This window comes from Phocaeicola coprocola DSM 17136, assembly GCF_000154845.1.
In the GTDB taxonomy this organism is placed as follows: Bacteria; Bacteroidota; Bacteroidia; order Bacteroidales; family Bacteroidaceae; genus Phocaeicola; species Phocaeicola coprocola.
The window spans coordinates 49,629-69,224 of the sequence record NZ_DS981441.1; the positions used below are offsets into that span (position 1 = coordinate 49,629).

The window sequence follows — 19,596 nt, forward strand, 5'->3', positions numbered from 1 at the left end:
TAACTTTAATATTATTATCATGAAACCATTTTCGAAATTTAACTGTCTGGGGCTGGCGTTTGCCGGAATGATGATTACATCGTGTACGGATAAGCCAACGGCTTTCGCTGATTATCAGATTGTGCCTATGCCTCTTGAAATTACCACACCTCAACAAAGTGGATTTTTGCTGAAGAGTGGAGAAACTATTTATTACACTGCCGGTAATGAAAAAATGAAGAAAAATGCCGAATTCCTGGCTTCTTTTATTAAAGAACAGACCGGTATTGAACTGAAAGTACAGGAGGGTGATAAAGAAAGCGGAATCGTATTGAAATTAGGACTGGAGGCAACTTCTCCAGAGGCTTACCATCTGACTGTCGACGGAGGAAAGGTTGTCATTGAGGCTCCTTCAGAAGCTGGTGTATTTTATGGAATCCAGACATTGCGTAAATCTGTTTCTGTTCATGAAGGAGGTGGTGCAATCGAACTTCCTGCTGTAGAAATAAACGATACACCGCGTTTCAGCTATCGCGGAATGATGCTTGATGTTGGCCGTCATATGTTTACGATGGATGAAATCAAAACGTATATTGATATGCTTGCACTGCATAATATCAACCGTTTACACTGGCATCTTTCTGAAGACCAAGGCTGGCGTATCGAAATAAAGAAATATCCGAAACTGACAGAAATCGGTTCAAAACGTAGTGAAACTGTTATAGGACGTAACTCGGGAAAATACGATGGAAAGCCTTACGGTGGTTTCTATACTCAGGAACAAGCCAAAGAGATTGTTGCTTATGCTGCAGAACGTTATATAACTGTTATTCCTGAAATAGACCTTCCGGGACATATGCAGGCTGCATTGGCTGCTTATCCGGAACTAGGATGTACAGGTGGTCCGTATGAAGTTTGGCGTATGTGGGGCGTTTCTGATAATGTACTATGTGCCGGAAATGACAAAACAATTCAGTTTATTAAGGATGTGCTGGCTGAAATTATTGAAATCTTCCCGTCAGAATATATTCATGTAGGTGGAGATGAATGTCCGAAAGATAAATGGAAAACTTGTCCGAAATGTCAGGCTAGAATCAAGGCTTTGGGTATCAAAGGCGACAGCAAACATTCAAAAGAAGAATACCTGCAAAGTTATGTGATAAGAGAAGCAGAAAAGTTCTTGAATGAACATGGACGTAACATTATCGGATGGGACGAAATCTTGGAAGGTGGTCTGGCTCCTAATGCAACTGTTATGTCATGGAGAGGTGAATCCGGAGGTATTGAGGCTGCACGCCAGAAGCATAATGTTATCATGACTCCGAATACATACTTGTATTTTGACTATTATCAGGCTAAGGATACAGAAACAGAACCGTTGGCTATCGGAGGTTATTTGCCTATGGAAAGAGTATATAGCTACGAGCCAATGCCGTCTGCCTTGACTCCGGAAGAACAGAAATACATTACCGGTGTACAGGCTAATCTGTGGACAGAATATATACCTACTTTTGCACAGGCACAGTATATGGTATTGCCACGTATGGCTGCTCTTTGCGAAACTCAGTGGAGTGCTCCTGATAAGAAGAAAGATTACGAGGGATTCTTGAAGCGTACAGTGCGCCTGATGGATATTTACAAGCTGAAGGGCTGGAACTATGCTACTCATATTTTGGATGTGAAAGTCAATATTGCTCCAAATCAGGAAACAGGTAAGTTGGATGTCAGTGCATATACCGTTGACAATGCTCCGATATACTATACACTCGACGGAACAGAACCGACAGCAGCCTCTTTGAAATATGAAGATGGACTGTCAATTGACCAGGCTTGTGTATTGCGTATGACAGCAGTGCGTCCGGAAGGCAATTCACGTATTACTTGTGATACTATTTCTTTCAGTAAATCGACTGCCAAACCTATTTCTATGCTTCAGCCCATTAATAAAGCATATGAATTTAATGGGGCGCCTACCTTGGTAGATGGTATGACTGGTAACCGCAATTATAAGACTGGTCATTGGATTGCGTTTTATAAGAATGATATGGAGGCAGTTATCGACTTGAAAGAAGCAACAGAAATCAGTTCGATGACATTGCGTGCCTGTGTAGAAAAAGGTGACTGGATATTCGATGCCAGAGGTATTTCTGTTGAGGTTTCGGATGATAATAAGGCATTCAAACAGGTCGCTTCAGAGTCTTATCCGGCAATGAAGGAAACTGATCCGAACCAGATTTACGTACATACCTTGAACTTTACTCCGGTAAAGACACGTTATGTCAAAGTAAAAGCTTTGTCGGAAAAGAGTATTCCAGCATGGCATGGTGGAAAAGGTAATCCGGGATACTTATTTGTAGACGAAATTATTTTGAATTAATATAGGCTGACTATGTGTGGAAGTCCGGTTTCTGTAAAGAAGCCGGACTTTTTTAGTACGCCCAGCATGGGCGTGCGCTATAGGGTGTAAGTCCCGAACGAGCCCTGATAGTGGGAATCGTTAGCCCAAGGCAAGGGTGTCCTTCGCGAGGAGGAACCTGAAGGAAGCTGGCGGCAAACTCTCGGCTCTACGAACAGAAACTGATTATAAGGCTACATTTGGAGGACAAGTTTGCTAAACAAAATAAAGTCCTATAACTATCCGAATCCCTATGTAGTAGAATCAGAGGGTATATGAGATGAAAGCGTACGTTCTTATCTGGGGAGGTCTCACGTACAGATGCACCACAACTGTATCTGGTTGAAACAAGATTTGTCGTGAGAAGTCAGCCGAAGCCATAGTACCTGTTACTCACCATAATGGGGAAGGGCTGAACCTTAATTATGTAAGATACCTGAATGTTACCTTATGATGGGAAGAAAGCAGAACATAGAAACTCTATCCGACCAATCGGCGCAGAGGGTGGAACCTGAAGTGCTGATTGGTATGCAGACTTTCATTGGGATAACTGAAAATCATCTTACAGCCATTAAACAGGAAAAAGGAGAGTTATTGGAATACATTCTTTCCCCTTCTAATCTAAACCTTGCTTATAAACAGGTAAAGAGTAACAAGGGTAGTGGCGGCATTGACCGTATGGAAGTGGACGAGTTGCTTCCTTATCTTCGTTGCCACAAGAATAAGCTAATAACTTCCATTTATGATGGTAACTACCATCCGAACCCCGTGCGTCGTGTGGAGATTCCCAAGTCGAATGGGAAGACACGTAACTTGGGTATCCCCACGGTTGTTGACCGTTTGATTCAGCAATGCCATCTCACAAGTGCTTCAACCTCTTTATGAACCTCAATTTTCACCAGCCAGCTATGGTTTCCGCCCTCATCGTAGTGCTCATGATGCGTTATTAAAATGTGGCGAATATATCTCTGCCGGTTATGTGTTCACGGTCGATATGGATTTGGAGAAATTCTTTGATACAGTCTGCCATAGTAAGTTGATAGCAATCCTGTCACGTACCATCAAAGACGGTCGTGTCATTTCTCTGATTCATAAATATCTGAACTTATAGGAGGCAAGAAAGAGGACAGTCCGGTCGGAGTTCCTCAAGGTGGTCCATTGAGCCCCTTATTAAGCAATATAATGCTTAATGAGTTGGACAAGGAACTGGAGAGACGTGGGCATTTGTTCGTTCGGTATGCTGATGACTTGGTCATCTTTTGTAAAAGCCGTCGTTCCGCCCAACGCACATTGGATAATCTGCTTCCCTTTATTGAAACGAAACTTTTTCTAAAGGTGAATAAGGATAAGACCCATGTTGCTTATATGCGTGACATCAAATTCCTTTCCTATGCCTTTGGTCGTAGAAATGGCAAATGCCAATTCTACATCCATGTCGATAGTATCAAGAAGATGAAGATTAAGATACGTGAACTCACCAGCCGTAATAACGGCTGGAGCTCCGAATATCGTAAACAACGTTTGACTTGGTATATCCGTGGTTGGCTCAACTATTTTAAGTTTGCAGGTCTCAAAAGTAGGATAAAGGAATGGGACGGTTGGCTCCGTCATCGCATACGGATGTGTATTTGGAAGTCTTGGAAACGAGTCCGAACCCGGTATCGAAATCTGAAGAAGCTTATTCCCGATGAGAGCCGTGTGCGAATGGCTGCCTTTTGTCGTAAGAAATACTGGCGAATGGCAAGTCATCCCACTGTACAGGCGGCTTTGTCGGATGAGCGTTTGCTTCGAGCTGGTTACCCTACTTTTAAGATGTACTATCATCCTGTGTTTAAAGGTTAATTAGGGAACCGCCGTATGCCGAACGGCACGTACGGTGGTGTGAGAGGTCGGAACGGGAATTAATCCCGTTCCTCCTACTCGATTAATGAGGAAGACTGTTTTTGCAGCGAAATAGCAGACGGAAAGTAGAGGATGGTTGCCTGAGTATGTGTATCTTTGTGAAGAAATATGATAGATAAAATTGATTATGAAAAAGAAACTGGTTTTTGCAACGAATAATGCACACAAGTTGGATGAGATACGTGCCATATTAGGAGATAGGGTAGAGGTGCTGAGTCTGAAGGATATCCATTGTGAGGCAGATATTCCGGAAACGGCTGATACGCTGGAGGGAAATGCTGCTCTGAAAGCTGAATATATTTATAAAAACTATGGTCTGGATTGTTTTGCCGACGATACGGGTCTGGAGGTTGAGGTCCTGGGAGGGGCTCCGGGAGTCTATTCGGCCCGATATGCTGGAGGAGAAGGACATGATTCGGAAGCTAATATGAAAAAACTGCTTGTAGAGCTGGAAGGAAAGACCAACCGTAAAGCGCAATTCCGTACGGCTATTTGCCTGATCGAGGGTGGAACGGAGCATCTCTTCGAAGGAGTTGTAAAAGGCGAAATAATCGAAAAAAAACGCGGTTGTTCAGGATTTGGCTATGATCCTGTTTTTGTCCCCGAAGGTTATACTGAAACATTTGCCGAGATGGGCAATGAAGAAAAGAATAAAATCAGCCATCGGGCAAGGGCAACACAGAAGCTTTGTGATTATTTGAAATGTGAATAATACTGATAATCTGCGGGACTGCATCCAATCGAAAAGAACTGCTGAATGATTGATTCAGGCTGGTTCTGAATAGGATGAAGTCCCGTAGTTTTTTGTGTATGATTATTTGCAGATTTCCTTGAGGTATTGTTCTACTTTCTCAAAGAAAAGTGAAATGTGTGCTCCGTCTGTAAAAGCATGACTTACAGTCAGTGCAATAGGCATGATACGCTTGCCTTCGCGTATGATGGCCTTACCGGCATTCATCAGCGGATAATCCAGCGGATGTCCTACCTCCTGTTGGGTGTAGGTTATCGAAGTGAAATATAGTTTTGGAGTGGCACTTAGCAGGATTACATCAAAATCTCCTTGTTTATAAATGCTTTTATCGGTTCCGTATGGATCACCATCTTCAGGAATAGATGTGATAATGTGTCTGGCTTCGGTATAAAATGCTTCGAAATCAACATGATAAGGGATGCGTACCGTATAAAATGTTTTGCCGGGTACAGCAATAGGAGAAATGACATCCACTGTATCATGATAGACTACTTGTCCGTTTTTATCCCAGCGATAACGGAACTCTTTTATCTCGTTGGCAGCGCGCAATATGGCATAAAGATAATACAGAAAAAATGATTTTCCGTTGGCTTTGGCGTGGTTGTAAGCTTCAGTACAGTCTACTTCACTGGTGATAGCAATCCATGAATTCGCAAATCCACGGAAAAAGTTGTAGTTGTCTTTCCGTTCCCAGGTTTCAATATCTACTATATGTTTCATTTATTCTTGAATTTTTGAGCTACTTTTTGATAGGTAGGCATAGATATTCCCAAACGCTCACCCAAATCAATCATATCGAACAACATACCTTGTATCTCCGATGCATGTCCTCGGGCAAGGTCTTTTTGCATGGATGCTGTACTGTGCGGGTCGAGCTTATCTATTACTTTCAAATTGTAAGAAACAGGATCTTCCGGATAAGAAATTCCCATCTTGTGTCCGATTTCTGCACTTTCTCTGGACAGTCCGATAAATGTATCTCGTACTTCGCCTTCGTGTTGTACTTCTCCCATTGGTACATCGTGATATGCTCCAGTACATGCCATTGCCGAAATAAATGCCCATTTGATAAATGTGTCGCGGTTGATATCATCGGAAACATCGACTTTGATACCGCAACTTCTGACATCCTCTGCAATTGCTTCAATACGTTCCTGAGAAACTCCCTGCTCCGGACGTGCTCCGAATACCAGCCGGAAAATGCTTCCCATCTGAGTGATTTCGCCTTCACCTGAAACAAATCCTACGATGTAGATACAGCCATCGAGAACAGTTACTTCAGGTGTCAAACGACCAATACGTGGTCCTGTACCATAAACATTTAAAATAGGAATAACCAGTGTATGAGGTGCTGAAGCACGTTCTATTACCTCCTTGACAGAGTCGATGGAATATCCTTTTACACAGACAAATATCACATCTGCTTTCCCTTGATATTCTTCTGCTGTACAGGCGTTTACTTTCAGATAGTGTTCGCCTTTCAAATCTGATTTCAGATGCAGCCCATAATTACGGATATTCTCGAGGTGTTTTCCCCGTGCAATGCATGTGACTTCTTTTCCTGCCAGAGCAAGAAATCCGGCGATACTTCCTCCTACGCCGCCAGTACCTATAATAAGATAGTTCATGGTTTTTTGTTTTAGGATTAAAAAAAGAAATCGGTCGCTGATGAGCGGCCGATTTTCTAAAATGGTATATTATACGTTAAAGCGGAAATGCATGATGTCTCCGTCTTCTACGATATAGTCTTTTCCTTCTACATTCAGTTTACCAGCCTCGCGTACAGCTGCTTCCGAACCGTATTTGATAAAGTCGTCGTACTTGATGACTTCTGCACGGATAAATCCTTTCTCGAAGTCAGTATGAATAACTCCGGCACATTGAGGAGCCTTCCATCCTTTATGGAATGTCCATGCGCGGACTTCCATCTTTCCAGCAGTGAAATAGGTTTCCAGATTCAGCAGCTTATAGGCTGAACGAATCAGACGACTGACTCCCGATTCTTCCAGTCCCACTTCCTGAAGGAACATCTGACGGTCTTCGTATGTTTCAAGTTCTGCAATGTCGGCTTCTGTCTTGGCTGCAACAATTAATATTTCTGCTCCCTCTTCTTTGACAGCTTCGCGTACTTGCTCTACATATTTGTTACCATTTACAGCACTGGCTTCATCTACATTACATACGTACATTACAGGCTTGGAAGTAAGCAGGAAAAGTTCATGAGCGATCTTTTGTTCGTCTTTAGTTTCGAACTGTACGGTACGTGCTGATTTTCCCTGTAATAATGCTTCACGGTAGCGAACCAGTACTTCATAAGTTTGCTTAGCTACTTTGTCGCCTCCGGTCTGAGCTTGTTTCTGTACTTTTTGAATACGGCTTTCTATTGTTTCGAGGTCCTTCAGCTGAAGCTCTGTATCAATGATTTCTTTGTCGCGTACAGGATCTACACTACCGTCGACATGGGTAACATTTTCATCATCAAAACAACGCAGTACATGAAGAATTGCGTCTGTTTCACGGATATTTGCCAAGAATTTATTTCCTAATCCTTCACCTTTGCTGGCTCCTTTTACCAGACCTGCGATGTCTACAATTTCTACAGTTGTAGGTACTATACGGTCGGGGATAACCAATTCTGCCAATTTGTTAAGACGTTCATCTGGAACAGTGATTACACCAACGTTAGGTTCTATTGTACAGAAAGGGAAGTTGGCTGCTTGAGCCTTTGCATTCGATAAACAGTTGAAAAGAGTCGATTTTCCTACATTGGGCAAACCGACAATGCCACATTGTAATGCCATAAAACTTATATATTTCCTTATTAATTATCAGATTGTATTTCAGTTTGCAAAGGTAGTCATTCTTTTTGTCATTTACTAAAAAAATAATTTTTTCGGAAAAGTTGATATATTCTTATCTTGTTTTTAGTAACAGATTGTTATGTTTTTTGCAAAATAGATTGTCTGATTAGAAGAAGAAATAAAAAAAGAGGCACTTCTCACGAAGTACCTCTTTTACTAGAGAGTTTATGAAAATATTGTTTTTTTGTATGTTGTTTTTACATGTCCATAGTTACAGTCATTTCCGGAACGAGAATGTAATCTTTCTTATTTTTGTTCCATTTGTAGTATTGGATTGTGGTGCTGTTTTCATTATATGTATATTTGATACACATATGGTTACGCCATGTTCCTCTACCTTCGTCCCACTTCTGTAACACGTTTTCTACAACTTGTTTCTTATCGTTGTATTTATAGTTATATTTCTCAAAGTTTGTCAGAATACCTTCATTCATTTTATATACAGTTTCCGACATCTTTACTCCATCTATTTCCTCAGTATTGTATATCAACTCAGTTTCTGGGTTGCTAGCAAAAACTGTAAGGTTAGCAGCGAAAACAAATACTGTTACAAATAAACTCTTGAGTAAATTCATTTTTTTCATATTTTTTTAATTTTAAGGTGTTACTATCTTTTTGTTTTTGATTACGCTGCAAAATTAGTAATACCTTTTGATGTTGCTAACTTTTTGGCAAGAAAAAATGAATATTTTAGCAATTTGTTGCCATTTAAAGATATCTTAACAATTCAAAATATCAATGTGCTTCCAACCAGTTCTTACCCCAATCACAGTCTGCCTGCAAAGGAACTTTCATTTTGTAAGCTGCTTCCATTTCCGAAATCACAATATGCTGTACTTTTTCCTTTTCTTCGGGCACGACGCTGAAATTTAATTCATCGTGTACCTGAAGAATCATTTTGGAACGAATACCCTCTTCCATGAAGCGTTTGTATATACGAATCATTGCCACTTTGATAATATCAGCAGCACTTCCTTGTATAGGAGCATTGATTGCGTTTCGTTCTGCATACCCACGGACCACAGCATTGCGTGAATTGATATCAGGCAGGTAGCGCTTACGCTTGAATATAGTTTCGATATATCCTTTTTCTTGTGCCAGACGGATACTTTGATCCATATATTCTTTTACATGCGGATAGTTTTCGAAATATCCGTCTATAAGTTCTTTGGCTTCTTTACGTTCGATGTTCAGTCGTTCTGCCAGTCCGAATACTGATATACCATATATAATACCGAAGTTAGCTGTTTTAGCTTTACTTCTCTGTTCGCGGGTTACATCTTCCAGTTTCTCCTTATATATCTTGGCAGCAGTAGCAGCATGAATATCCTGTCCTTTCTGGAAAGCTTCTATCATGTGAGGGTCCCCACTCAGATGAGCCATGATACGCAGCTCGATTTGTGAGTAGTCGGCAGAAAAGAATTCACAGCCTTCGTCAGGAATAAAGGCGCGTCGAATCTCTTTTCCATCCTCATTACGGATAGGAATATTTTGCAGGTTAGGGTTGCTCGAACTAAGTCGGCCTGTAGCCGTAACAGTCTGATTGAATGAAGTATGTATATGTCCCGTCTTGGGGTTGATTAGTAAGGGAAGTGCATCAATATAGGTTCCCAGTAACTTCTTCAGTCCACGATGTTCCAGTATTTTTCCTACAATTTCATGCTTTCCTCGTAGACTTTCTAATACTTCTTCGGAAGTAACATATTGGCCGGTCTTGGTCTTTTTAGCTTTGTCTGTAATTTTCAGACGGTCGAACAGTACTTCTCCTACTTGTTTGGGCGAAGCAATATTAAATTCCATTCCGGCAAGCTGATGTACTTCCTCTTCAAGCTGCTTCATACGTGCAGTAAAATGCTGTGATGTTTCTTTCAAGGCTTCGGTGTCAATGCGTACCCCGTTGCGTTCCATATATGCAAGGACAGGAACCAACGGCATTTCGATAGTCTGGAACAGTTCGTTCACATTATTTTCTATCAATTCTTTCTCTAATACCTTTTTCAGTTTCAGTGTAACATCAGCATCCTCACATGCATATTTGTAGACAGAAGTAGGAGAGAGATCGCGCATGTTTTTCTGATTCTTTCCTTTCGGACCTATCAGCTCTTCTATTTTTATCGTTTCATATTTCAGATATACTTCGGCCAGGTAATCCATGCCGTGGTGAAGTTCAGGCTGAAGTACATAATGAGCAATCATGGTGTCGAACATCGGGCCACGGACCTCGACACCATAATTACCCAGTACAAGCATATCGTATTTTATATTCTGTCCGATTTTCAGTGTTTTCTCATTTTCTATGATCGGTTTTAATTTTTTAACTATTGCCAACGCTTCTTCACGATTTGCCGGAACTGGTACATAAAATGCCTGATTTTCGGCAAAGCTGAAGCTCATTCCTACCAGTTCTGCAGTAATTGGGTCGGTTCCTGTGGTTTCCGTATCTAGACTGAAAAAATCTTTTGTAACGATTATTTGTAAAAAATCGTCTATTTTCTCCTCTGAATCAAGTAGTTGGTAGTCGAAATCAAGGTCTTCTAACCGCGTGAGATTTGAATTTTTTGGCTCGTCTGTATTCTCGCCCGAAAAAAATCCAAAGAGATCGCTTTGTACAGGAGCCGAAGGAGCGGCAGTTTTCTTTTCAGTTTTGAGTATACGATCCAGCAGAGTACGGAACTCTAGTTCCTCAAAAATTTTACGGAGTTCTTCTTCATCGGGTTGTTCCCGTTTCAAGGCTTCCATATCTAGTGAGATGGGAACATCCGTTTTGATTGTTGCGAGGAATTTGGAAAAAGTAATCTGCTCGCGGTTATTCTCTACTTTTGTTTTGATAGCTCCTTTCAACTGGTCGGTGTTGGCAAGCAGGTTTTCGATGCTGCCGAACTGGGCAATTAACTTTTGTGCTGTTTTCTCTCCGACTCCCGGACATCCCGGAATGTTGTCGGCCGTATCTCCCATAAGTCCCAACATATCGATAACCTGTGAGGGTGATTCAATATCGAATTTTGCTTTGATTTCGTTTACCCCCATGACTTCAAATTCTTTGTCGCCATATTTAGGGCGATACATGAATACATTTTCCGAAACCAATTGCCCGTAGTCTTTATCTGGAGTCATCATGTATGTCGTAATACCTCGTTTTCCCGCTTCGGTTGCGAGTGTACCAATTACGTCGTCCGCTTCGTAACCACTTACCTCAAGAATAGGAATACGATAAGCGCGGATAATATCCTTAATGATAGGAACAGAAAGACGAATTGCTTCGGGAGTTTCCTCACGCTGAGCCTTATACTGCTCGAAAGCTTCGTGACGGAATGTAGGTCCGGCCGGATCAAATGCAATACCTATATGAGTAGGGTTCTCTTTTTTCAGTACATCCTCCAGTGTATTGACAAATCCCATGATAGCAGATGTATTGAAACCTTTAGAATTGATACGCGGATTTTTGATAAAAGCATAGTACGCGCGGTAGATAAGTGCGTACGCATCGAGTAGAAACAGTTTTTCCATTCGTGTAAAATTATTAAGTTTTCTACGTAAAAGTACAAAAAAATACCGTATTCGCTGTTTTATTATTACTTTTGTACCCAAATAAATCTCCATGGATAAATTAGAAGTAATCAAGAAACCCATAGAAAAGGAATTAAGCGAATTTAAGGCTCTTTTCGATGCCTCACTGAAAAGTTCTACCCCGTTATTAGACGAAGTTTTAGGCTATATCAAGCAGAGGAACGGAAAGATGATGCGTCCTATTCTGGTTTTGCTTATGGCAAAACTTTATGGTGGAATTAACGATTCCACCCTTCATGCTGCGCTTTCGCTCGAGTTGCTTCATACTGCCAGTCTGGTACACGATGATGTGGTAGACGAGAGTAACAAACGTCGGGGACAGTCGTCGGTTAATGCATTGTATGACAATAAGGTTTCTGTGCTGGTAGGCGACTATATGCTGGCAACCAGTCTGCGTCATGCTTCATATACCAATCATATTGAACTGGTCGGCCTGGTAGCACGTTTGGGACAGGATTTATCGGAAGGAGAGATTATTCAGCTGGTGAATATCAGTAACCGTGATTTTTCGGAAGAGATTTATTTTGACGTTATCCGTAAAAAGACAGCAGCCCTGTTTACTGCAAGTGCAGAGAGTGGAGCTATTTCTGTAAATGCCCCGAAAGATGAAGTGGAGAAGGCTGTTCTTTTTGGTGAAATGATAGGTATTGCCTTTCAGATAAAAGATGATATTTTCGATTACTTCGATAATGAAGAGCTGGGTAAGCCTACTGGAAATGATATGATGGAAGGTAAGCTGACTCTTCCGGCACTGCATGTATTGAATACTTGTGCCAATGAAGAAAAGAAAGAACTCGCATTGCGTATCCGTTCACTAAGTGCTTCGAAGGAGGAAATTGCCAGCTTTGTAGATTATGTGAAGCAGGAGGGAGGTATCACTTATGCGGAACAGGTGATGTATGATTACCGTAACAAAGCATTGGCCCTGCTTCCTGAAGCAGCAGATGAAGCAGTCCGTACGGCACTTACAGCTTATATTGACTATGTGATTAAGCGGAATAAATAATATTTCTATTATTGTAACGAGATCTCGAATAATCTTTGATATAAAGAAATGTCCCTTTACTCATGTTGTTATTTACTTGAAAACAACGTGAATAAAGGGATTTTTTTGTACAAATTTTCTAAAAATATCAGGATGTTTTGGGGCATTCTTGAGCATAAATTGGGAAAGATTTCTTGATTTATTGGGGTGAATCTTTGCATAAAATAAATTTTTGATACGATAGTGTAGGGTGTATATTGGTAAATAATATATATATTTATTGTAATTTTCTGTCTGGTCGGATTTTTCAGCTATGATTTTCTATTCTATTCTTTATCTCACTTATATAAAATGAAATACATCTGTATATATTTCCTAGATAATACTGTATTTCTATTTATTTTGTAAAGAAAATATGATAAAAATCTTTGATTAGTGGTAAAAAATATATAATTTAAGCCTCAGTTATATCTTTTATGTTATAAGAAAAATTTTCACAATTAAAAACCTTAAATCTATGGACACTTTGTTTCGTTGGGGTAAAATGCATTGCATGCAAAAAGCTCTATTTGTATTGTTGTCGGTGGTATTGGTAGCCTTGTAGGGGAGAAGAGAAAGTTAATCTGTCTGATGAACCTGAAGCTCCAGAAGCTGAGATTACACTTGCAGAAGGTACCGATAAACATCCATTGTTGGATGCTTCTGGCGGAACTGTAACATTACATTTTACATCTACTGCCGATTGGAAAGCTACGGTTGGCAATGTACGTGCTTCCGGTTGGATTACCGTTTCTCCTACATCAGGTAAGGCCGGAGAAGCATCGGTCACTATTTCGGTTGCCGCGAATGATGGTACAGATGAGCGTACTGCTTCTGTTTTTCTGGACTGCGGTGACAGTCGGGAAACGATTGTTGTTTCTCAGAAGCAGAAAGATGCTTTGATTGTTTCACGCCAAAGTTATGAACTCTCTGCCGGAGAATCTCTTATAGAGGTGGAGGTAGAAGCCAATGTGACATTCGAGGTGGAGGTTTCGGATACATGGATTGAGCAGATTTCGACACGCAGTCTTGAAAAGTCGGTATTAAGTTTCCGCATTTTGGCGAATGACGGCTATGAAAAGCGTAGCGGAAGCATTCTTGTGCGAAGTGGAGAATTGCAGGAAGCTGTACGGATTTATCAGGAGGGGAAAGAAAAAGAAGTGTTGCTTCTCTCCGAAGATATGGTTGAAGTAGGGGCCTTGGGAGGTACAGTAGACGTGCAGTTGCAGTCGAGTGTTTCATATATATGTAAGCCTGTGACAGAATATACATGGGTAAGCGAGATCACTTCGAGGGCTGTTTCTACGCACACGCTTCATTTCGCGGTACAGCCTAATGATACGTATGATATGCGTGAGGCACGCTTCGTTTTCATTGATGAAACGGAATCGCTATCAGATACGCTTACTATCCGGCAATATGCTGCCGACGAAATACTTGTTCCTTCAGATCCTATCATCTGTGAACCGGAATCCGGAACTTTTTCATTTGAAGTCAGTGCGAATATTAGCTATGATGTAACGACAGACGTCAGCTGGCTGAAGCAGGTAGTTGGCAGAGGAATGGAGCGGTCGACCTTGCATTTTAGTGTAGAAGAAAATACCGGATCGGCTATGCGTGAGGGTAATATTATACTCTCTGGAAATGGTGTAGAACGTACGGTAAAAGTAATGCAAAAGGGTAAGGAAGAGGCCCCCTATTTAGTCGTATCACAAGAGCATTTTAATATTTTGCCAGAGGGTGGTACGGTTCGTTTTACTGTAAAAGCGAATGTACCTTATCGGGTAAATACGGATGCAGACTGGATGGTTCAGGCTGTGTCGGGAAGTTCAGACGAAATTGTATTTACGGTAAGTGCCAACGAATCGACTTCTTCCCGTGAAGCGACAATAACGGTCATATCCGAAGACGGTAGTCTGGTGCGTACGGTGCAGGTCGTTCAGAAAGGTGAAGCTGTCTATCTGGACGTATCTCCGTCGAATATTTCTGCGACTGCCGAGGGAGGAAAATTCACTTTTACCGTTAACAGTAATACCCAATATACATTCACATGCAGCGACAACAGTTGGATTAGCGTAGATGGTAACTTAATTGTTATTGGGGCAAATACCTCGACTTCCCAGAGGAAAGGAAATGTGACAGTCCGGGCTGCGGAACTTGTTCGTGTTATAGAAATAACTCAGGCTGGGAAAAAGGAAGAAACGCCTTCTGCAGGTGGAAGTATAGAAGACTTTACAGAGAATGAAGAAGACTGGTAATAATCTTGAAAAACACAGTAAATTATGAAGCATATAACTCTTTTTTTAGGTATATTTCTGTTGTTACTTGCCGGATGCCAGCAAGATGATCTGGTGTCTTTTAAAGATCAGGATAAAAGCCTGAAGTCGGTTCGTGCTACGACATCATCGGTTGTGAAGAGCCGTACATCTCTTTCGGGTAACTCTGTAATATGGGAGAATGGAGACGCGATTGGTATTTTCAGTGATGTTTCCGATTCTATAGCCCGTTATGATTTGACAGGCATGTCGGGTGACGAGGCTCAGTTCGAAAGCAGCAAGCCCGTCAGAGGTAATACGTTTTATGCCTTTTATCCGTATGCGGCAGATGCCATGATATCTGGTACGAATGTTTCTTTCCGTCTTCCGGCGGAACAGTCGTTTAACTTCGACAGTTTTGCTTCCGGTGTATGTCCGATGGTGGCTCAGAGTACCACCAATTCTTTCCGCTTTTTGCAGGTTTGCGGACTGGTACGTCTAAACCTGAAAGGAAACATGAATATTCAGTCTATCTCTTTGTCAGGCAAAAATGGAGAAGCTGTAGCCGGACTTGGTTCGGTTAACATTGCATCGGACGCTCCGGAGTTTCGCCTTTCAGGGGGAGGGCAGGAGAGTTACGGTGAAATTGTACTTCAGGGAAATGTTACCTTATCTCCTTCACAAACTACTTCGTTCTATTTTGTTGTTCCACCTCAGGTCTTCAGCAAAGGTATGACTTTTAAGATTACAGGAACTGTAAACGGTCAGCAACAGACATTGACTAAGGCAACAGAACGGAGTATTACGGTGGCCGCTCTGTTATAACCAGTTTCTCGGCTGTTGATACAAACGACTTGCTGGAACAGGATGAGATGACAGAAAGAGATATTTTGATTGCATTGTACGATGCTACAAACGGCGATGCATGGACGAACAATTCGAACTGGTGCTCGGATGCTGATTTGTCAGAATGGTATGGCGTTTATACAGATTATCAGGGCAGAGTTATGTCAATTGACTTGTCTTCGAATAATCTGACTGGAAGTTTACCGGATGAAATTGGAAATCTTGAAGTATTATGGACTCTGAATTTGTATAATAATGAGTTGACGGGAGAGATACCTGTTTCTATAGGGAAACTGACAGAACTCAGAAATTTAGATTTATCTCAGAATCAGTTGACTGGAGGATTGCCATCTGAGTTGGGCAATATGCAAAATCTGGTGTATAGTTATCTGAGCAATAATCAACTGACTGGTACAGTACCTGAATCTCTTGGCAGATTGACTTCGTTGGAGTATATGAACTTTGGCAAGAATATGCTGTCGGGTGATTTACCTCAGGCTGTTACTTCTTCTTCCTGGTGGCAGAAAAGTGGTTGGGTTTGTATAGGACAAAATTCTCCGGGCGGATTTAACTTCGATACATTTAATCTGTATATGCCCGATTTTACTGCAACTGATTATAAGGGAAATACAATAAATTCTACTTCTATTGTAGCCTCTCATAAGGTAACGTTGTATTATATCTGGGCTTCATGGTGTCCTTTCAGTGAGGCTTTCCATCCTACAGTATCATCTATTTATCAGCGATATAAAAATCATTCTTTAGAAATCATCGGGTTTTGTCATGATGGAACAAACAATCCTGATGCACTCAATATGATAGAAAGTTATAATATGGAATGGCCTACGCTGCTATCTAATCCGGGCGTTATTTCATTTACTGGTTTCCCTACTATTATGGCTTTCGATGAGAATGGTAAATTGATATTTCATAGTAGTGTAACATCGAGAAATTTGCTTCCTGACTTCTTGAAAGAAATCTTGGGTGAGGGAGATTTACCGTACGAATCTTCCGATTTTTCGGAGGATGGAAAGGTGTATACCTTACAAAAGGCTTCCGAAGGAAACGGCATTAATGTGGTATTGATGGGGGATGCTTTTTCTGACAGGCAGGTTGCCGACGGCACGTATGAAAAGGTTATGCGGACAGCAGCCGATGCCTTCTTCAGTGAGAAGCCTTATGCCTCTTTCCGGAATCTGTTTAATGTATATTACGTGACGGCCGTTTCCCAGAATGAAGGATATATAGATGGTGGAAGTACGGCATTTTCCGGTTATTTCGGCAGTGGAACACATGTAGGAGGAGATAACAACAAATGTATGCAGTATGCTTCAACCTGCCCGGGAATGACCGGTCCACTGATGAATGAGGTGCTGATTATTGTTATGATGAATTCGGCTAAGTATGCAGGTACTTGTTATTTTGGAACGAGTACAGCTTATCAAGGTGATTATGGCAGAGGATATGGAATTGCCTATTTCCCGATTGGCACAAGTGATGAAGAACTGGCATGTGTCCTTCATCATGAAGCGGGTGGGCATGGATTTGCTAAACTGCTGGATGAATATTATTATGAGAGTCAGGGTACGATTCCATTAAGTGAGATTTCTGATAATATTAATTCCCGAAATCATTATGGATGGGGAAGAAATGTAGATTATACAAGCGATCCGAACAGTGTGGTATGGAGCAAGTTTATATCCGACTCTCGTTATGCGAGTGAGGGCATAGGTGTGTTTGAAGGAGCTTGTACTTATTATAAGGGCGCATATCGTCCTACGGAAACCAGTATCATGGATGCAAATGTGGGAGGCTTCAATGCTCCTTCGCGTGAGGCGATTTATAACCGTATCCATAAGTTAGCTTATGGAGAGAGCTGGCAGTTCGACTATGAAGAATTTGTCGGTTGGGATTTAAACCGTCAGGGACGTTCGCGGAGTATTTCTGTACAGGCAAAGCATGAGCCGACAGCTCCTCCTGTTATCCTGAATCAACACTGGGAGAACGGGCGACTTGTGGCGAACTAAAGCTTGAGGTTATATAAAGAACAAGGGCACGGAGAAACATTACTAAGATGAATCTTCGTGCCCTTCGCGTATTTAAATTAGAAAAACTTTGTTTCTTTTCCTACAATGTCCGATAATAGCAGGTTAGCAAGGCGGCTTGTTCCCAGACGGAAGAGTTCGTTAGTCAGCCATTCTTTGCCTAAGACCTCTTTTACTATTGTATAGTATACTAATGCGTCGTGTACGGTGTTAATCCCTCCTGCGGGCTTAAAACCTACTTTACGGCCGGTTTCGAGGAAGTATTCCTTGATGGCCTGGCACATTGCGTATGCTGCTTCGGGAGTTGCGGCCGGATTTTCCTTTCCGGTAGATGTCTTGATGAAATCGGCTCCTGAATACATTGACAGGATAGAGGCTTTCTTTATATTCGAAGCACTGCCCAGTGCACCAGTTTCCAAGATTACTTTCAAGTGTTTATCTCCGCATACTTCTTTCAATTCTTCTATTTCGTCACACATACCTTCGTAGTCACCACTCAGGAATTTGCCTACAGAAATCACGATGTCTATTTCATCGGCTCCTGCATGAAGTGCCATAGCTGTTTCGGCAACCTTTACTTCGGTGAATGTTTGTGAAGAAGGAAATCCTCCCGATACGCAGGCGATTTTTACGTTGTCAGCTTCCAGTGTATCGTTTACGATTTCGGCCATGTTGGGATATACACAGATTGCGGCTACGTTATCAAGTTCGGGATATGCATCCACAAAGTCATTGACATGTTGCGTAAACTTCATTACGCTCGGTTCGCTGTCTGTGCATTTTAAAGTAGTAAGGTCAATACAGTGGAAAAGGAATTTTTTCACTTCTACGGTATCGTTTTCCTTTACGTATTTTTCGATGATATGGGCTGTTTGTGCAGCTACTTCTTCATCTTTTAAAACCGTATTGTATTTGCTTAATGCCTCATTATATTTATCTGGCTGGTGCAGATTTTCTGTATCTTCATCTTCGCAGCCGCAGTCGCAGGCATCATCGTCACAGTTGCATTCACATTCATGTTCGTGATGATGTTCGTTTCCGCAGTTACATTCGTGGTCGTGGTGGTGATGTTCGCCTCCACATCCACATTCATGTTCGTGATTGTACTTCATAATGCTTATAATTTGGGGTTGTTTTTATGTCTTTCTTTATCTCTGTTGGTCTTTTTTTCCAGGTTCCGTTGAAATGCTTCTGTTAAGTTTACTCCCGTCTGGTTTGCCAGACAGATCAGCACCCATAATACATCGGCCATTTCATCGTCGAGGTTATCTTTTTCTCCCGGTTTGAATGACTGGTCACCATATTTGCGTGACATGACACGTGCCAATTCTCCTACTTCTTCGGTGAGTACAGCCATGTTGGTCAGCTCGCTGAAATAGCGTACACCATATGTTTTTATCCAGTTGTCTACTGTTTTTTGTGCTTCTTCCAATGTCATCTTTATTCCTTGTTTTTGGTGTCCATGCAGATTGTAACAGGACCGTCGTTCAACAATTCAACTTTCATGTCGGCTCCAAATTCACCGGTTCCTACTTGTTTGCCTAGCCCGATGCTAAGTTCGTTGCAGAAATATTCGTATAGTGGAATTGCTGTCTCGTGGCGGGCTGCACGGATATACGACGGGCGGTTCCCTTTCTTGGTCGAAGCCATCAGGGTGAATTGGCTTACTACCAAAATATCACCTCCTGCCTCAAGAATCGATTTATTCATAACTCCGTTTTCATCGTCGAAAACTCTCAGTCCGATGATTTTTTTACATAACCAGTCGGCGTCTTCCTGATTGTCGGCTTCTTCTATTCCTAAAAGAACGAGGAATCCTTTCTTTATAGCTGATTTGCATGTTCCATTAATCGTGACGGAAGCATGACTTACGCGCTGAATAACTACTCTCATATAAACATATACTTTCTACAAAGATAGAAAATATTCAGTATAATGATAGAATAAATTGTAAGAATGACAAATGTATAG

At 41.5% G+C, this 19,596-nt stretch carries 14 protein-coding genes and 1 pseudogene; 7 read left to right on the forward strand and 8 right to left on the reverse strand.

Features of this window, described 5'->3' with window-relative positions; genetic code table 11:
- Positions 1 to 19 precede the first annotated feature (19 nt).
- The 3 genes and pseudogenes from BACCOP_RS02270 (at position 20) to BACCOP_RS02280 (ending at position 4,988) form a co-directional block, all read left to right on the forward strand.
- On the forward strand, positions 20 to 2,356 hold the full coding sequence (locus BACCOP_RS02270) for a glycoside hydrolase family 20 protein (protein WP_007565750.1): 2,337 nt from the start codon (positions 20 to 22) through the stop codon (positions 2,354 to 2,356).
- 468 nt (positions 2,357 to 2,824) lie between these two features.
- Positions 2,825 to 4,216, forward strand: a pseudogene (gene ltrA, locus BACCOP_RS21510) (group II intron reverse transcriptase/maturase).
- 187 nt (positions 4,217 to 4,403) lie between these two features.
- On the forward strand, positions 4,404 to 4,988 hold the full coding sequence (locus BACCOP_RS02280; protein ID WP_007565757.1) for a non-canonical purine NTP diphosphatase: 585 nt from the start codon (positions 4,404 to 4,406) through the stop codon (positions 4,986 to 4,988).
- Positions 4,989 to 5,090: 102 nt separating this feature from the next.
- On the opposite strand, the gene BACCOP_RS02285 is transcribed toward BACCOP_RS02280, so the two are convergent.
- The 5 genes from BACCOP_RS02285 to polA form a co-directional block, all read right to left on the reverse strand.
- On the reverse strand, positions 5,091 to 5,747 hold the full coding sequence (locus BACCOP_RS02285; protein ID WP_007565759.1) for a chloramphenicol acetyltransferase: 657 nt from the start codon (positions 5,745 to 5,747) through the stop codon (positions 5,091 to 5,093).
- Positions 5,744 to 6,655 (reverse strand): ketopantoate reductase family protein, encoded by a 912-nt coding sequence (locus tag BACCOP_RS02290; RefSeq protein WP_007565761.1) that lies wholly within the window; start codon positions 6,653 to 6,655, stop codon positions 5,744 to 5,746. The genes BACCOP_RS02285 and BACCOP_RS02290 overlap by 4 nt, the downstream gene beginning before the upstream one ends.
- A gap of 69 nt (positions 6,656 to 6,724) precedes the next feature.
- Positions 6,725 to 7,828, reverse strand: coding sequence for a redox-regulated ATPase YchF (ychF, locus tag BACCOP_RS02295; RefSeq protein ID WP_007565763.1), 1,104 nt, complete (start codon positions 7,826 to 7,828; stop codon positions 6,725 to 6,727).
- A gap of 257 nt (positions 7,829 to 8,085) precedes the next feature.
- Positions 8,086 to 8,472, reverse strand: a complete 387-nt coding sequence (locus BACCOP_RS02300) for a DUF3836 domain-containing protein (RefSeq protein WP_007565766.1) — start codon at positions 8,470 to 8,472, stop codon at positions 8,086 to 8,088.
- 151 nt (positions 8,473 to 8,623) lie between these two features.
- Positions 8,624 to 11,395, reverse strand: coding sequence for a DNA polymerase I (gene polA, locus BACCOP_RS02305; protein WP_040311732.1), 2,772 nt, complete (start codon positions 11,393 to 11,395; stop codon positions 8,624 to 8,626).
- Positions 11,396 to 11,486: 91 nt separating this feature from the next.
- Between polA and BACCOP_RS02310 the strand changes: the two genes are divergently transcribed.
- The 4 genes from BACCOP_RS02310 to BACCOP_RS19185 all read left to right on the forward strand — a co-directional run bounded on the left by BACCOP_RS02310 (position 11,487) and on the right by BACCOP_RS19185 (position 17,607).
- Positions 11,487 to 12,461: a polyprenyl synthetase family protein gene (locus BACCOP_RS02310; protein WP_007565768.1), complete on the forward strand. Its 975-nt coding sequence runs from the start codon at positions 11,487 to 11,489 to the stop codon at positions 12,459 to 12,461.
- A gap of 671 nt (positions 12,462 to 13,132) precedes the next feature.
- Positions 13,133 to 14,737 (forward strand): BACON domain-containing protein, encoded by a 1,605-nt coding sequence (locus tag BACCOP_RS02315; RefSeq protein WP_007565771.1) that lies wholly within the window; start codon positions 13,133 to 13,135, stop codon positions 14,735 to 14,737.
- A 24-nt stretch (positions 14,738 to 14,761) separates the two neighbouring features.
- The gene (locus tag BACCOP_RS02320) at positions 14,762 to 15,559 is read left to right on the forward strand and encodes a fimbrillin family protein (protein ID WP_007565773.1); all 798 of its coding nucleotides are present in this window, start codon (positions 14,762 to 14,764) and stop codon (positions 15,557 to 15,559) included.
- Between the two features lie 47 nt (positions 15,560 to 15,606).
- Positions 15,607 to 17,607: a M64 family metallopeptidase gene (locus tag BACCOP_RS19185; RefSeq protein WP_022125399.1), complete on the forward strand. Its 2,001-nt coding sequence runs from the start codon at positions 15,607 to 15,609 to the stop codon at positions 17,605 to 17,607.
- Positions 17,608 to 17,684: 77 nt separating this feature from the next.
- Here the strand turns inward: BACCOP_RS19185 and deoC are convergent, their stop codons facing one another.
- The 3 genes from deoC to dtd are packed head-to-tail and all read right to left on the reverse strand — an operon-like array spanning position 17,685 to position 19,518.
- The gene (gene deoC / locus BACCOP_RS02330) at positions 17,685 to 18,737 is read right to left on the reverse strand and encodes a deoxyribose-phosphate aldolase (RefSeq protein ID WP_007565777.1); all 1,053 of its coding nucleotides are present in this window, start codon (positions 18,735 to 18,737) and stop codon (positions 17,685 to 17,687) included.
- A 5-nt stretch (positions 18,738 to 18,742) separates the two neighbouring features.
- On the reverse strand, positions 18,743 to 19,063 hold the full coding sequence (locus BACCOP_RS02335; RefSeq protein ID WP_007565780.1) for a nucleotide pyrophosphohydrolase: 321 nt from the start codon (positions 19,061 to 19,063) through the stop codon (positions 18,743 to 18,745).
- A gap of 2 nt (positions 19,064 to 19,065) precedes the next feature.
- Positions 19,066 to 19,518 (reverse strand): D-aminoacyl-tRNA deacylase, encoded by a 453-nt coding sequence (gene dtd, locus BACCOP_RS02340; protein WP_007565782.1) that lies wholly within the window; start codon positions 19,516 to 19,518, stop codon positions 19,066 to 19,068.
- Positions 19,519 to 19,596 lie beyond the last annotated feature (78 nt).

Bases quoted from the DNA above. Each gene is read 5' to 3' on its own strand.
- BACCOP_RS02270 (WP_007565750.1), top strand. From the start codon at position 20: ATGAAACCATTTTCGAAATTTAACTGTCTGGGGCTGGCGTTTGCCGGA.
- BACCOP_RS02280 (WP_007565757.1), top strand. From the start codon at position 4,404: ATGAAAAAGAAACTGGTTTTTGCAACGAATAATGCACACAAGTTGGAT.
- BACCOP_RS02285 (WP_007565759.1), bottom strand. From the start codon at position 5,747: ATGAAACATATAGTAGATATTGAAACCTGGGAACGGAAAGACAACTAC.
- BACCOP_RS02290 (WP_007565761.1), bottom strand. From the start codon at position 6,655: ATGAACTATCTTATTATAGGTACTGGCGGCGTAGGAGGAAGTATCGCC.
- ychF (WP_007565763.1), bottom strand. From the start codon at position 7,828: ATGGCATTACAATGTGGCATTGTCGGTTTGCCCAATGTAGGAAAATCG.
- BACCOP_RS02300 (WP_007565766.1), bottom strand. From the start codon at position 8,472: ATGAAAAAAATGAATTTACTCAAGAGTTTATTTGTAACAGTATTTGTT.
- polA (WP_040311732.1), bottom strand. From the start codon at position 11,395: ATGGAAAAACTGTTTCTACTCGATGCGTACGCACTTATCTACCGCGCG.
- BACCOP_RS02310 (WP_007565768.1), top strand. From the start codon at position 11,487: ATGGATAAATTAGAAGTAATCAAGAAACCCATAGAAAAGGAATTAAGC.
- BACCOP_RS02320 (WP_007565773.1), top strand. From the start codon at position 14,762: ATGAAGCATATAACTCTTTTTTTAGGTATATTTCTGTTGTTACTTGCC.
- BACCOP_RS19185 (WP_022125399.1), top strand. From the start codon at position 15,607: ATGACAGAAAGAGATATTTTGATTGCATTGTACGATGCTACAAACGGC.
- deoC (WP_007565777.1), bottom strand. From the start codon at position 18,737: ATGAAGTACAATCACGAACATGAATGTGGATGTGGAGGCGAACATCAC.
- BACCOP_RS02335 (WP_007565780.1), bottom strand. From the start codon at position 19,063: ATGACATTGGAAGAAGCACAAAAAACAGTAGACAACTGGATAAAAACA.
- dtd (WP_007565782.1), bottom strand. From the start codon at position 19,518: ATGAGAGTAGTTATTCAGCGCGTAAGTCATGCTTCCGTCACGATTAAT.